13 protein-coding genes and 1 pseudogene are annotated in these 13,259 nt (G+C 65.5%); 5 read left to right on the plus strand and 9 right to left on the minus strand.

Translation table 11 applies throughout. The features are described 5' to 3' along the window. The first annotated feature begins 43 nt into the window (after positions 1-43). Entirely contained in the window at positions 44-2,920 is a 2,877-nt protein-coding gene (locus QJT78_RS06395; protein WP_028147575.1) for a valine--tRNA ligase, read from the plus strand. Between the two features lie 92 nt (positions 2,921-3,012). Here the strand turns inward: QJT78_RS06395 and QJT78_RS06400 are convergent, their stop codons facing one another. Beyond that, entirely contained in the window at positions 3,013-3,615 is a 603-nt protein-coding gene (locus QJT78_RS06400) for a DNA-3-methyladenine glycosylase (protein ID WP_028147574.1), read from the minus strand. A gap of 130 nt (positions 3,616-3,745) precedes the next feature. Between QJT78_RS06400 and lipA the strand changes: the two genes are divergently transcribed. Next, on the plus strand, positions 3,746-4,702 hold the full coding sequence (lipA, locus tag QJT78_RS06405) for a lipoyl synthase (protein WP_028147573.1): 957 nt from the start codon (positions 3,746-3,748) through the stop codon (positions 4,700-4,702). A 6-nt stretch (positions 4,703-4,708) separates the two neighbouring features. Further along, positions 4,709-5,179 carry a ubiquinone-binding protein gene (locus tag QJT78_RS06410; RefSeq protein ID WP_028147572.1) on the plus strand — a complete coding sequence of 157 codons (471 nt, stop codon included), beginning with the start codon at positions 4,709-4,711 and terminating at the stop codon, positions 5,177-5,179. A 121-nt stretch (positions 5,180-5,300) separates the two neighbouring features. Here the strand turns inward: QJT78_RS06410 and QJT78_RS06415 are convergent, their stop codons facing one another. From QJT78_RS06415 to QJT78_RS06440, 6 genes are read right to left on the minus strand one after another with little or no spacing between them, the layout of a single operon-like run. Next, positions 5,301-6,116 carry a c-type cytochrome gene (locus QJT78_RS06415; RefSeq protein ID WP_028147571.1) on the minus strand — a complete coding sequence of 272 codons (816 nt, stop codon included), beginning with the start codon at positions 6,114-6,116 and terminating at the stop codon, positions 5,301-5,303. Continuing rightward, positions 6,116-7,738, minus strand: a complete 1,623-nt coding sequence (locus tag QJT78_RS06420) for a b(o/a)3-type cytochrome-c oxidase subunit 1 (protein WP_028147570.1) — start codon at positions 7,736-7,738, stop codon at positions 6,116-6,118. The genes QJT78_RS06415 and QJT78_RS06420 overlap by 1 nt, the downstream gene beginning before the upstream one ends. Next, positions 7,725-8,288: a cytochrome c oxidase subunit II gene (locus QJT78_RS06425; protein ID WP_028147569.1), complete on the minus strand. Its 564-nt coding sequence runs from the start codon at positions 8,286-8,288 to the stop codon at positions 7,725-7,727. Before QJT78_RS06425 ends, QJT78_RS06420 begins: the two co-directional genes overlap by 14 nt. Then, positions 8,285-8,461, minus strand: a complete 177-nt coding sequence (locus QJT78_RS06430; RefSeq protein ID WP_028147568.1) for a hypothetical protein — start codon at positions 8,459-8,461, stop codon at positions 8,285-8,287. The genes QJT78_RS06425 and QJT78_RS06430 overlap by 4 nt, the downstream gene beginning before the upstream one ends. 19 nt (positions 8,462-8,480) lie before the next feature. Continuing rightward, on the minus strand, positions 8,481-9,737 hold the full coding sequence (locus QJT78_RS06435; protein WP_085965752.1) for a cytochrome c: 1,257 nt from the start codon (positions 9,735-9,737) through the stop codon (positions 8,481-8,483). An 8-nt stretch (positions 9,738-9,745) separates the two neighbouring features. Continuing rightward, entirely contained in the window at positions 9,746-10,453 is a 708-nt protein-coding gene (locus QJT78_RS06440) for a c-type cytochrome (protein WP_028147566.1), read from the minus strand. 478 nt (positions 10,454-10,931) lie between these two features. Here QJT78_RS06440 and QJT78_RS06445 point away from each other — a divergent pair, with 478 nt between their 5' ends. Next, a complete protein-coding gene (locus tag QJT78_RS06445; RefSeq protein WP_028147565.1) occupies positions 10,932-11,111 on the plus strand; it encodes a hypothetical protein in 180 nt (59 codons plus the stop codon). Beyond that, positions 11,112-11,213: pseudogene (locus tag QJT78_RS06450) on the plus strand (mechanosensitive ion channel domain-containing protein); the annotation flags it as partial. A gap of 69 nt (positions 11,214-11,282) precedes the next feature. Here QJT78_RS06450 and QJT78_RS06455 read toward each other — a convergent pair. Both QJT78_RS06455 and QJT78_RS06460 read right to left on the minus strand, forming a co-directional pair. Continuing rightward, positions 11,283-11,894, minus strand: coding sequence for a CinA family protein (locus QJT78_RS06455; protein WP_028147564.1), 612 nt, complete (start codon positions 11,892-11,894; stop codon positions 11,283-11,285). Between the two features lie 3 nt (positions 11,895-11,897). Next, positions 11,898-13,079, minus strand: coding sequence for a bifunctional 2-C-methyl-D-erythritol 4-phosphate cytidylyltransferase/2-C-methyl-D-erythritol 2,4-cyclodiphosphate synthase (locus tag QJT78_RS06460; RefSeq protein WP_028147563.1), 1,182 nt, complete (start codon positions 13,077-13,079; stop codon positions 11,898-11,900). Positions 13,080-13,259 lie beyond the last annotated feature (180 nt).

Consider the following 13,259-nt stretch of genomic DNA (forward strand, 5'->3'; position numbering starts at 1 on the left):
CTTTTCGTTGACTTGCCCCCCGCGCGCGGCTTTCTAGCAGCCCATGATCGAGAAAAATTACCAGCCCGCCGATATCGAAGCCCGCATGTCCGTCGTGTGGGAGGACAGCCTTGCCTTTAGGGCCGGCCGCCCTGACCGCCGCGACGCAGTGCCCTTTACCATCGTGATCCCGCCGCCGAACGTGACGGGCTCGCTGCACATGGGCCACGCCCTCAACAACACCCTCCAGGACATCCTGTGCCGGTTCGAGCGCATGCGCGGCCGCGACGTGCTGTGGCAGCCCGGCACCGACCATGCCGGTATCGCCACCCAGATGGTGGTCGAGCGGCAGCTGATGGAGCGTCAGCAGCCCAGCCGCCGCGAGATGGGCCGCGAGAAGTTTCTGGAGCGGGTCTGGCAGTGGAAAGCCGAGAGCGGCGACACCATCATCAACCAGCTCAAGCGCCTCGGCGCCTCCTGCGACTGGTCGCGCGAACGCTTCACCATGGACGAGGGCCTGTCGAAGGCCGTCATCAAGGTGTTCGTCGAGCTGCATCGCGACGGCCTGATCTACAAGGACAAGCGGCTGGTGAACTGGGACACCAAGCTGCTGACCGCGATCTCCGACCTCGAAGTGCAGCAGACCGAGGTCAAGGGCCACCTGTGGTATCTGCGCTATCCGATCGAGGGCAAGACGTTCAGCCCCGAGGATTCCTCGAGCTTCATCGTCGTCGCCACCACGCGGCCCGAGACCATGCTCGGCGACACCGGCGTGGCCGTGCATCCCGATGACGAGCGCTATCAGAAGCTGGTCGGCAAGAACGTGATCCTGCCGCTGGTCGGTCGCAAGATTAAGATCGTCGCCGACGAATATTCCGATCCGGACAAGGGCTCGGGCGCGGTGAAGGTGACGCCCGCGCACGACTTCAACGACTTCGAGGTCGGCAATCGCCACGGCCTGGGCCGGATCAGCGTCATCGACAGGGAAGGTTGCCTCGACCTCGTCGACAATGAGGATTACCTGCGCAACCTGCCGGAAGGCGCTTCGCAGTTCGCCGAGGAGTTTCACAAGGTCGACCGCTTCGCGGCGCGCAAGCGCATCGTCGAGCGGCTGGAATCCTTCGGCTTCGTCGAGCGGATCGAGCCGCACACCCACATGGTGCCGCACGGCGACCGCTCGAACAGCGTGATCGAGCCCTATCTGACCGACCAGTGGTACGTCGACGCCAAGACGCTGGCAAAGCCCGCGATTGCAGCGGTGCGTTCGGGCGAAACGACGTTCGTGCCGAAGAACTGGGAAAAGACCTATTTCGAGTGGATGGAGAACATCCAGCCCTGGTGCATCTCGCGCCAGCTCTGGTGGGGTCATCAGATCCCGGCGTGGTACGGCCCCGATGGCAAGGTGTTCGTCGCCGAGACCGAGGAGGAGGCCGTCAGCCACGCGCTCGGCTATTACGTCGAGCAGGAGGTCATCACGGCCGAGCAGGGCCGCGAGATGGCGCTCGACCGCAACAAGCGCGAAGGCTTCATCACGCGTGACGAGGACGTGCTCGACACCTGGTTCTCCTCGGCGCTGTGGCCGTTCTCGACGCTCGGCTGGCCCGAGGACGCGCCGGAAGTGCAGCGCTATTACCCGACCAACGCGCTGGTGACCGGCTTCGACATCATCTTCTTCTGGGTCGCCCGGATGATGATGATGGGCCTGCACTTCATGAAGGAAGTGCCGTTCTCGACGATCTACATCCACGCCCTCGTCCGCGACGAGAAGGGCGCCAAGATGTCGAAGTCGAAGGGCAACGTCATCGACCCCCTCAACCTGATCGACGAATACGGCGCCGACGCGTTGCGGTTCACGCTGGCCGCCATGGCGGCGCAGGGACGCGACATCAAGCTCGCCACCAGCCGCGTCGAGGGTTACCGGAATTTCGCGACGAAGCTCTGGAATGCGTCGCGCTTCGCGGAGATGAACCACTGCGCCGTGCCCGAAGGTTTCGAGCCGGCGAAGGCCAAGGAGACGCTGAACCGCTGGATCGCGCATGAGAGCGCGCACACCACGCGCGAGGTGACCGAGGCAATCGAAGCCTATCGGTTCAACGACGCGGCAGGCGCCATCTATCGCTTCGTCTGGAACGTCTATTGCGACTGGTATGTCGAGCTCGCAAAGCCGGTGCTGCTCGGTCCGGACAGCCCCGCCAAGGACGAAACCCGCGCCATGGTCGCCTGGGCGCGCGACGAGATCCTGAAGCTGCTGCACCCCTTCATGCCCTTCATCACCGAAGAGCTGTGGGAGGTGACGGCCAAGCGCGACGGCCTGCTGGCGCTGGCGCAATGGCCGCTGAAGCCGTCCGAGCCGACGCCGGAGCAACTCGCGATGCTCGCCGCGGCAGCCGGGCCGACCGATCCGCTGATCTCGCCGGTCCTGATCATGCCGATCTTCGACCATGCCGACTTCACCGATCCCAAGGCGGAAGCCGAGATCGGCTGGGTGATCGACCTGGTCACGCAGATCCGCTCGGTGCGCGCCGAGATGAACATCCCGCCGGCAACGCTCACGGCGCTGGTGCTCGCGGGCGCCTCGACCGAGACGAAGGAACGCGCGCCGCGCTGGACCGACGTCATCAAGCGCATGGCACGGCTGTCCGACATCTCCTTCGCCGACCGCGCACCTGATGGTGCGGTCCAGCTCCTCGTGCGCGGCGAGGTGGCCGCGCTGCCGCTGAAGGGCGTGATCGACGTCGCCGCCGAGCGCACGCGCCTCGACAAGGAGATCGGCAAGGCCGACGCCGACATCAAGCGCGCCGAGTCCAAGCTGGCGAACGAGAAGTTCGTCGCCAATGCGGCCGAAGAGGTCGTCGAGGAGGAGCGCGAAAAGCGCGAGGCGGCGCTGGCCCGCAAGGCCAAGCTGCTGGATGCGCTGGAGCGGCTGAAGCAGGCGTCGTAGAGCGTTTTCGAGCGAAGTGGAAACCGGTTCGCGTCAAGAAAACGCGTCAAAACTAGAATCTAGAGTCCCTTCCATCGGAACGGGTTCTAGGCCTACTTCGGGAACGGCTTGCTCAAGAACTTCGAGCCCTTGACGCCATAGCGCCAGGGCAGCTCGACCGCCTTGGTGATGCCGATCCGGATGCCGGCCACCACCTCGACCTCCTCTGTCCGCGCATGCAGCGCGATCGGCGGCCGGTCCAACGGAAGGGCGTTGTGCGCGATGGTGATGCCGAGCGCTTCGGTCAGCTTGCCCGGGCCCGAGCACAGCGCGTGCACCTCCTGAAGGTGGCGGCGGCGGCGCATCGCCGCCAGGCCATGCGTCGGCTCCAGCGCGCGGATCAGCACGGCGCTGGCCGAGCCTTCCTCCTCGCAGACGAAGTTCACGCACCAGTGGATGCCGTAGGACCGGTAGACATAGGCAAAGCCGGGCGGCCCAAACATGATTTGGTTCCGCGGCGTCGGGCCATTGTAGGAGTGCGCCGCCGGCTCGGTATGATGATAGGCCTCGACCTCGACGATGAGGCCGCCGACGCCGTTGACCAGCATGGTGGCCCCGATCAAATCGGGCGCAACCTCGTGGACGCTGCGGCCGAAAAAGGCGCGCTTCAGGGCCTTGCCGAGCCGCGGTGGAGAGGCTTTCGAGGTTGGAGCCATTCGAGGTGAGAATCGCCTGAGAACAGAGCAGGATATTGCCCATATCTGCCATGTTCCCTGAAGCGGCGCGAGCCGGGTTGCGGCAGGCAGCCAGACCGACTAGGTAGGACCTGAACAGACCGGACAGCCCATGGTCGTTATTGTCGACACCATCTCGAACCCGTTGCGCCCGCGTCACCCTGAAAAGGTGAATCGCCCTGATTCCGCTTCGCCGCCGAAGCCGGACTGGATTCGCGTGCGCGCTCCCAATACCCGCGGCTATGCCGACACCCGCAACATCGTGCGCGCCAACGGCCTGCATACCGTGTGCGAGGAGGCGGGCTGCCCGAACATCGGCGAGTGCTGGGACAAGAAGCACGCGACCTTCATGATCATGGGGGACACCTGCACCCGGGCCTGCGCCTTCTGCAACGTCAAGACCGGCATGCCCAATGCGCTGGATGCGGCCGAGCCGCAGAACGTCGCCGAGGCCGTCGCCAAGCTGGGGCTGGCCCACGTCGTCATCACCTCCGTCGACCGCGACGATCTGGCCGATGGCGGCGCCGAGCATTTTGCAGAGACCATCCGTGCGATCCGGGCCGCGTGCCCGTCGACCACGATCGAGATCCTGGCGCCGGACTTCCTGCGCAAGGAGGGCGCGCTGGAGGTCGTCGTCGCGGCGAGGCCCGACGTCTTCAACCACAATCTCGAGACCGTGCCGTCGCGTTACCTCACGGTGCGGCCAGGCGCGCGCTACTTCCACTCGATCCGGCTGTTGCAGCGGGTCAAGGAGCTCGATCCCACCATCTTCACCAAGTCCGGCATCATGGTCGGCCTCGGCGAGGAGCGCCACGAGGTGCAGCAGGTGATGGACGATCTGCGCTCCGCCGACGTCGACTTCCTGACCATCGGGCAATATCTCCAGCCGACCCGCAAGCACCACGCCGTGATGCGCTATGTGCCGCCCGACGAGTTTTCGTCCTACGAGAAGGTCGCCTACACCAAGGGTTTCCTGATGGTGTCGGCGAGCCCGCTCACCCGTTCGTCGCATCATGCCGGCGAGGACTTTGCGAGACTGAAGGCCGCACGGGCCGCGACTGCCCGCTGAACCGCCATGCCCAAATTTTCAAGCAAGCGCCGTGTCCATCACAGCGCGTCCGAGATGTTTGATCTGGTCGCCGACGTCGAGCGCTACCCGGAGTTCGTGCCGCTGTGCAGCGCGCTCAAGATCCGCCAGCGGATGGCCAAACCCGACGGCACCGAGGTGCTGGTCGCCGACATGACGGTGTCGTTCAAGCTGGTCAAGGAGTCCTTCTCCAGCCGCGTGACGCTCGACCGCGCCAATCTGAATATCCTGGTCGAATATCTGCAAGGCCCGTTCAGCAACCTCGAGAACCGCTGGACCTTCGAGCCCAAGGGTGAGGGCGTCTGCGACGTCGGATTCTTCCTCGCCTACGAGTTCAAGAGCCGCATGCTGGCGATGCTGATGGGCTCGATGTTCGATGCCGCGTTCGCGCGCTTCTCCATCGCATTCGAGAAGCGGGCTGATGCGATCTACGGCCGGCCGAAGTTGGCGTCTTCGTAATTTTACGACCGAGGCACACTCTCTCCGCCGTCATTGCGAGGAGCGCAGCGACGAAGCAATCCAGAGTCTTTCCGCGGAGGGATTCTGGGTTGCTTCGCTGCGCTCGCAATGACAGTGAGGCTCAATCCACCGCCTTCACCACATCCGGCGGCTGCGAGGCGTAGTACGCCGCGGCCTGCTCGATCTCCTGCGGCGTCATCGCGCGCGCGATGTTGCGCATCTGCTGGCTGATGTCGTTGCGCCGCTCGCCGGACGCGAAGGCCTGGAGTTGTGCCTTCATATAAGCTTCGGACTGGCCTTCGAGCCACGGACTGCCGGTCTTGTTGTCGAGGCTGCCATGGCAGGAGCCGCAGGGCGCGATCCCGCGCATCGGCGCGCCGTAGATGACGATGCTCGGTTTCGGCAGCTGCGGCGTCGGGTGATAGGCTGCCGGCCGCGGCAGATAGGCATAATAGTTCGAGAGATCGGCGATCTCCTGGTCCGTCAGATTGACGGCGAATGGCGACATCACGGCATTGGTGCGCGCGCCGGAGCGGAAATCGTGCAGCTCCTTGTAGATGACGGCCGCGTACTGGCCGGCGAGATTGGGCGAATCCGCGCGGCTGATGCCGGTCGGGCCGTGGCAAATCGCGCATCGCTGCGCCAGCGTCGCGCCGCGGCCGATCGCTTCCTGGCTCGGACGCGACAGCGTATGCGAGGTTAGCACGACCTCCGACAGGCGTTTCGTCTGCTCGGGCGCAGTAACATTCGCCGCGCGCTGTGGCACGCCGGCGGCGCTGCAGATCGCATCCCAGACATTGGCGAACTGAACCCAGGGCTGCGCGAAGGGCAGCACGATGAAGCCGGTGATCGCCGTCACGACGAGGATCGCGGCGGTGACGCCGACGCCAATCCTGAAATGGCTGTTGCGGAAGGTAAAGAGGTCGCGCGCGCTCATCACTGCGCTCCCACATAGACGGCCGGCACCGACGTGCCCTCGGTCAGCGCCAGCGTCACGATCGGGTAGCCGTAATTGGTGAGGGTGAGGACGATCATCAGCGCCACCCACAGCGCGTGCGTGTTGAGCGCGACCGGCACGGTCGCGGACTGATGCACGGCCAGCGCAAAGCGATAGGGACCGGCGTCAGCCCGAGGCGCACGCATGCCACGTGCCAGGATGACGATGAACATGATGCCCGATGCCAGCAGGATGAAGCCGCCGATCGCGGAGAACGTGACCGAGAGCGCCTGCGGCGCGATCGCGGGATCGCCGAAGTCGAAATAGGCCATGCGGCGCGGCATGCCCAGGATGCCGACCCAGTGCCACGGGAAGGTCGTGATGATCATTCCGATGAACCACAGCCAGAGCTGGGTGCGGATCAGGCGGAGGTCGATCAGTTCGCGCCCGGTCAGATGCGGCCACAGATCATAGGCGATCGCAAAGTACATGATCACGATGGCGCCGCCGAAGATCAGATGGAAATGGCCGGTGATCCATTGCGTGTTGTGGATCGACGCGTCGAGCTGGTAGCTCATGTTGATGAGGCCGCCGGCGCCGCCGAAGCCGAGCATGACGAACGAGAACGCCAGCGCCAGCATCATCGGATTGTCCCAGGGCAGGGCCCTGATCCAGCCGAAGAGGCCGCGGCCGCCGCGCAGGCGCGCGGCGATCTCGACGGAGGCGCAGATCGTGAACACGGTCAGCAGCGTCGGCAGCGCGACCAGCGCCGTGAAGGCCGAATGGATGAACTTGAAGCCGGCGCCGACCTGCGGGTCGGCGAAGGTGTGGTGCATGCCGATCGGCATCGCCACCACCAGGAACAGGATGAACGAGATCCGCGCCATGCTGTCGGAATAGACCCGGCCACCGATCGCGCGCGGCACGATGGTGTAATAGGCGATGTAGGTCGGCATCAGCCAGAAATAGACGATGGCGTGCAGCGTCCAGGAAAAGAACACGCGGGCAAGGCCCGCGTCGATGGTGGCCTTCAGGCCGGCCGCGACGGGAATGATCTGGAGCAGCAGCTCGAGGGCGGCGCCGACCGCGGTCCAGGCCCACAGATAGGAGCCTGCGACATTGGCGAACATCGCCAGCGGCACCGGTGCGCCGGGATGGGCCTTCCGCCAGACGCGCAGATTGATCGCCATCAGCGCGACCCAGATCCAGGAGCCGACCACGACCAGCACGACGCCGAGGTAGTAGAAGACGTTGCCGATCAGCGGCGGATAGAAGGTGTAGAGCACCGAAGCGCGGCCGAGTGCGACCGGGACCATTGCCATGATCGCGCCCGCCACGATCAGCCAGAAGCCGGTCCAGGCCCAGCGCACGCCGACGAGGCGCTGCTCCAGCGCGGACTCGCTGATGGCATAGCCAAAGCCCATCGCGACGAGCGTGGGAAAGACGTAGCCCATCACCGTGCCGTGGGCGGTCAGCGAGCGGTAATAGAGCTCGGGATTGGACAGCCAGGTGCCGATCGGGCTGCGGATGAACATCTGCCAGGCGCCGAGCGTCAGCGCAAAGCCGAACACCGCAAAGGCCAGCCAGAAATGGGCGAGGATGAGTTTCCTATTCGCCAACACAGCTCAGCCTCCCGCCACCCTTCGCGCGATCGGCGAATTCGGTCTTGTTGATCACCTTGACCTTGCCCCACATGCCCTCGTGGCCGAAGGAGCAAAACTCCTGGCAGGGCATCAGATAGTCGCCGGTCCTGCTAAAGCGCATGAGCTGTTCGGAGATGTAGCCGGGCACCAGCATGGTGTTGACGTTGGTGCCCTGGATCAGGATGCCGTGGACGACGTCGGCGCTGGTGGCGCGCATGGTGATCGGCGTGTCCACGGGCACCACGATGCAGGCCGGCGTGAAGGAATATTGCTGGCCGATCGCGCGCACCGTCACATTGCCATTGGCCTCCAGCACGCTGCCGAGATTACTCTCGACGAACTCGCCGGAGAGATGAATCCGCGATGGATCGGTGGTTTCGACACGCGGCTGCGGCATGGTCGCGCGATGGATGCCGGCGAACGCCGCCAGCAGCGCCATCATCACGATGATGATCACGGCGACGGTGGCCCAGCGTCGCTCGACGCGGGCGGCGACCTCGGCGCTGCCATGGGTGTCCTCTGCGCTCATTGCAGTGATCCGCGCGGCAGGAAGACGAACAGATAGAACGCGAGCCACATCGCGACCACGCAGGCCGTTGCGATGCCGGCAAGCATGATCGCGCCTGACGGTCCCCGGGCAACGACCTCCTCGACGGCCTGGTCGGCGGCGGCTGGGCTGGTCGGCGGATCGGAATTGATCATGACGGTTCTCTGGCGCCTCTCAGTTCAGCGGTGCGGAGCGCAGCTCGTTGGCCTCGCGCGCCGACACCGGCGTGCCGCGATTGCCCCAGGCGGTGCGGATGTAAGAGACGACGGCGGCGACCTCGTTGTCGGAGAGCAGGCCGGCGAAAGGCGGCATGCCGTAGGGCATCGGATTGCCCTTGGTGCCCGGCGGATAGCCGCCATTGAGTACCATGCGGATCGGATTGACCGCCGACTGCATCTCGATCGACTGGTTGTTGGCGAGTGGCGGCCAGTGCGGCGGCTTGCCTTCGCCCTGCGCCCCATGACAGCTCGCACAGTTCTTGTCGTAGACGGTCTTGCCGAGGCTGAACAGCAGGCTGCTCTCGGTGGTCGGCAGGGCCGAGCTCGGCGCCGGCGGAGGCGAGGGCTCCGCGATGCCCTTGAGGTACACCGCCATGGCGCGCGTGTCCTCGTCGTTGAGATATTGCAGGCTGTTGTGCACGACCTCGGCCATCGGGCCGTAGACCACGCCGCGCATGGAGACGCCGGTCTGGAGCAGATCGGTGATGTCCTTGATGCTCCAGTCGCCGAGACCCGCCTCACGGTTCGAGGTGAGGGACGGCGCGTACCAGTTCTGCATCGGGATCAGGCCGCCCTTGAAGGCGTCCGATTGCGAGGTGCCGCCGAGCGCGTTGATCGGCGAATGGCACATGCCGCAATGACCGAGCCCCTCGACCAGATAGGCGCCGCGATTCCATTCCGCCGACTTGGTGGGGTCGGGTTTGAACTCACCCTCGCGGAAGAACAGCGTGCGCCAGCCGAGGATGAGCTGGCGGTTGTCATAGGGAAACCGCAGCTCGTGCGCCTTGTTCTTCTGGTTCACCGGCTGAATCGAGCGCAGATAGGCGAAGATCGCGTCGCTGTCGGCACGCGTCACCTTGGTGTAGGACGCGAACGGCATCGCCGGATAGATCAGCCCGCCATCCGGGAAACGGCCGTTGTGCATGGTTCTGTAGAAATCGTCCGCGCTCCACTTGCCGATGCCGGTCTCCGGATCGGGCGTGATGTTGGAGGTGTAGATCGTTCCGAACGGGGTCGGCATCGGGCGCCCGCCGGCAAACAGTCGGCCCTCGGCCGCAGTATGGCAGGCCGTGCAATCGCCGGCGCGGGCGAGATATTCGCCGCGCGCGATGACATCGCTGCTCTTGTCCTGCGCCTGCGCGGCCGTGGTGAGCGCGGCGAGGGCCAGCAGCTTGATCGAGAGCAGCGTGATCGACAGTCTTGAGCCCATCATGCGCCTCGTCAGTTGGGCTGGCTGCCGCAGCCGAACGGCAGCGCGTAGGTGCCCTTCGGTACGGGGGCCGGATTGGTGGGCGCGGGGCGCGTCGCGAGCCAGGCAGCGACGGCGGTAACATCTGCTTCCGTCAGATGGCCGGCGACGAGCTGCATGCAGTCCGGCGATTTTGCCGTCCGCGTGCCGTAGCGCCATGCGCCGAGCTGCGCGCTGACGTAAGCGGCGCGCAAGCCCAGCAGACCGGGGATGCCGGGCTGCATGCCGGTGAGGCCCGGGCCGTGACAGCTCACACACGCCGGTATGTTACGACCGGCATCGCCGCTGGTTGCGAGCAGCTCGCCCTGCGCCAGGACTTCCTTGCTGACTTCGCTCGGCGCGGGCTGCGGCAGCGGCGGATGCTCGCTGGCGAAATATTCGGCCATCGCCTCCAGATACGGATCAGGCAGAAACTCCAGCAGATAGTTCATCGGCGGGTATTTGCGCCGGCCACTGCGGAAGGCGAGGAGCTGGTTGTAGAGATAGCCGGCCGGCTTGCCGGCAAGCCGCGGGAAATAGACGTCGCTGGTGCCTTCGCCCTTGTTGCCGTGACAGGGCGTGCACGCCTCCACCCGCGCTGCCATCGTATCCGGCGGCTGGTTGGCCGTTTGTGCGGCAGTACCATCTATGGCGGCCAAGGTAGCAATGGCGATTGCCAGTGCAGCGTCGCGAGCGAACACGCCGTCGCCCTCCAGAAAGCAGGACCGGGTTGATTCCTGGCCACAGCGTAGAGCCGCATTATTGCGCCAATACAGTCGCGCGCAAGATCGGACGTGAGCGATGACGCTTGGTCGCGGTTGCACATTTGCGATCCTGATCGAATTCGACAAGAAATTCGACAAGAATTGCGTGCTTTTTGAAAACTGGGCATGACGCCGCGATCTCGCGGCGTATTCCGCCCGAGCTTTGCTTCACAAGCGGGAAGCGCGGCAATGTGGAATCCGTTCGCGCGCGCGGATGTTCTGCCGCTTGGGCCGGGCAGACGACCTGCCATCAGAGCGCATCTTCACATCAGGCGACAAGTGCAGTTTGTGCCAAAACGCAGCGCGCTGACGCAACACCCCTTGCCGCAAACGGCGCACCCCGAGCTCTGCCCTTCGCGAAGGGTTCGACTACAATCCGAGTCGGGCGCGGGCGCTTTATCGCGGGATCGGGGAGATGGGACGCTGGAAGCAGGCATGGAGCGAAGAAGACCTTGGCAGGCTGAAGGTACTGGCAGGCACCAAGCCGATTGCGCTGATAGCGAAAGAGCTCGGCCGGACCAGCGGCACGGTGCTGGCGAAGGCGATTGAGCAGAAGCTCCCCGTCATTTGTCGGACGAAGCGCCAGGAACAATAGGGCGCGACATCGCTCGCGATCGGTCTGGCGTTACAGGGCACGCTGTCCAATCTCGCCGCCGGCGTGATGCTGCTGCTGTTCCGGCCCTTCCGCATCGGTGACGACGCCGAGGCCGTCAAGCAGCGCGTGCTCGACCATGCAAGCGCACTGCTGGCGGCGGCATGACGAGTTTCAGCCGCGCGGTGACCGCGGCGTCCTGCGCTTCACCGAATGCCGGCGCGGCGAGCGGGTCACGCGAGGCCGCAGGCGGGTTGCCGCGGCGGCGCGCCGGGGCTTGGGCTGGGCCTTCGGGCCGCGGGCGAGATCCATCAGCATGCGCAATGCCTCGACCACCGAGCGCTGGCGCACCGCGGTCCGGCCGATCGCGCCAAAGCGATGCTCGCGGTGGACGATGCGGCCGTCGCGCGCGGCAACCGCAAAATGCACGAGGCCGACCGGCTTGCCGGGAGTGGCGCCGCCGGGGCCGGCGATACCGGTGATGGCAACGGCGAGATCGACGCCGGCCCGCTCCAGCGCGCCGACCGCCATCGCGGTTGCGGTCTCCTTGCTGACGGCGCCGAAATTCGCGAGCGTGCTCGCCTCGACCCCTAGCATCGCGCGCTTGGCGTCATTGGAATAAGTGACGAAGCCGCGGTCGATCACGTCGGAGGAGCCAGGAATGTCGGTCAGCGCGCCCGCGACGAGCCCGCCGGTGCAGGACTCGGCGGTGGCAATCGTCAGCTTGCGCATCCGGCACAGATCGAGCAGCGAGCGGGAGAGGGCGCGTGCGTCGCTGCCGCCCATGACCTAGACGCTCCAGGGCAGGCGGATGGTGGCGCTCGCGGTGGCCGCGATGCCTTCCTCGCGGCCGGTGAAGCCGAGCCGCTCGCTGGTGGTCGCCTTCACCGCGACGCGGGAGATGTCCACCCCGGAGATCTCGGCGATGCGGGCGCGCATGGTGTCGCGCAAGGGGCCGATCTTCGGCCGCTCGCAGATCATCGTCACCTCGAGGTTGGCGACGCGGCCGCCGCGCTGCGCAACGCGCTCGATGGCGTATTTCAGGAACTGGTCGGAGGACGCCCCCTTCCATTTCGCATCGCTTGGCGGAAAGTGCGAGCCGATATCGCCGTCGGCGAGTGCGCCGAGGATGGCGTCGACCAGCGCATGCAGGCCGACATCGCCGTCGGAATGGGCGAGGAAGCCTTTGGTGTGCGGCACCCGTACGCCACAGATCATCACGTGGTCGCCCTCGCCGAAGGCGTGCACGTCATAGCCGGTGCCGGTCCTGATGTCGCCGAGCAGGCTGGCCAGGCGCGCTTCCTCGCGCACGAAATCCTCGGGAGTGGTGAGCTTCATATTGGCAACATCGCCTTCAAAGGTTGCGACCGTCAATCCCGCCCATTCGGCAATCGCGGCATCGTCGGTGAAATCGCTGCGCCCGTCCTTCGCCGCACGACGATGCGCCTCGAGGATGACGTCGAAACGAAAGGATTGCGGCGTCTGCGCGATTCGCAAGGCTGAGCGGTCCGGCGTGTCCTCGACATTGCCGCTCTCGCCGGTGACCTTGATGGTGTCGGTGACGGCAACGACGGGGAGCGCAGCGCCGGTGCGGCTCGCCGCCTCGATTGCGCGCGAGATCACGCCTGCCGAGACGAAGGGGCGCGCGGCGTCGTGGATGAGCACGATATCGGGCTTATGCTTGGCGAGTGCTTCGAGCCCTGCGAGCACGGAGGCCTGCCGCGTCGCACCGCCATTGGTCGGCGGCTCGTGGCTGAGACCTGCGACCGCTGTCGTGAACATGGCGCTGTCGTCGGGGTTCACCACCGGCTGCACGGCGAACACGTCGGGGTGGCGGCTGAAGGCCTCCATGGCGCGATAGATCACGGGAACGCCGCCGATCTCGCGATATTGCTTGGGACCACCGGCGCCAGCCCGCAGGCCGCGTCCGGCCGCGACGAGGACGACTGCGGTGCGCTGTGATTTCGCCATAGGACTCAAATACTCAGTTGGTGATGAAGAGAGTCGGGGAGTGGGGTGATTGCCGCATGCCTCTAGCACGGCAGGCCCGCAAAAAAAGGGGGTTTCCCCGGATTGTGGGAAACAGCATTTTGCTGCACTGCACTTGAAAGATTTGCAGAACTGTCTAAACTGTAGGCATGACGCTTGACT

This window comes from Bradyrhizobium sp. Mp27 (genome assembly GCF_029953005.1).
Taxonomy (GTDB): domain Bacteria; phylum Pseudomonadota; class Alphaproteobacteria; order Rhizobiales; family Xanthobacteraceae; genus Bradyrhizobium; species Bradyrhizobium barranii.

Excerpts from the sequence above, each read along its gene's own strand:
- QJT78_RS06445 (WP_028147565.1), top strand. The coding sequence starts at position 10,932 with ATGGGACGCTGGAAGCAGGCATGGAGCGAAGAAGACCTTGGCAGGCTG.
- QJT78_RS06415 (WP_028147571.1), bottom strand. The coding sequence starts at position 6,116 with ATGAGCGCGCGCGACCTCTTTACCTTCCGCAACAGCCATTTCAGGATT.
- QJT78_RS06455 (WP_028147564.1), bottom strand. The coding sequence starts at position 11,894 with ATGGGCGGCAGCGACGCACGCGCCCTCTCCCGCTCGCTGCTCGATCTG.
- QJT78_RS06400 (WP_028147574.1), bottom strand. The coding sequence starts at position 3,615 with ATGGCTCCAACCTCGAAAGCCTCTCCACCGCGGCTCGGCAAGGCCCTG.
- QJT78_RS06430 (WP_028147568.1), bottom strand. The coding sequence starts at position 8,461 with ATGATCAATTCCGATCCGCCGACCAGCCCAGCCGCCGCCGACCAGGCC.
- lipA (WP_028147573.1), top strand. The coding sequence starts at position 3,746 with ATGGTCGTTATTGTCGACACCATCTCGAACCCGTTGCGCCCGCGTCAC.
- QJT78_RS06435 (WP_085965752.1), bottom strand. The coding sequence starts at position 9,737 with ATGATGGGCTCAAGACTGTCGATCACGCTGCTCTCGATCAAGCTGCTG.
- QJT78_RS06410 (WP_028147572.1), top strand. The coding sequence starts at position 4,709 with ATGCCCAAATTTTCAAGCAAGCGCCGTGTCCATCACAGCGCGTCCGAG.
- QJT78_RS06395 (WP_028147575.1), top strand. The coding sequence starts at position 44 with ATGATCGAGAAAAATTACCAGCCCGCCGATATCGAAGCCCGCATGTCC.
- QJT78_RS06460 (WP_028147563.1), bottom strand. The coding sequence starts at position 13,079 with ATGGCGAAATCACAGCGCACCGCAGTCGTCCTCGTCGCGGCCGGACGC.
- QJT78_RS06425 (WP_028147569.1), bottom strand. The coding sequence starts at position 8,288 with ATGAGCGCAGAGGACACCCATGGCAGCGCCGAGGTCGCCGCCCGCGTC.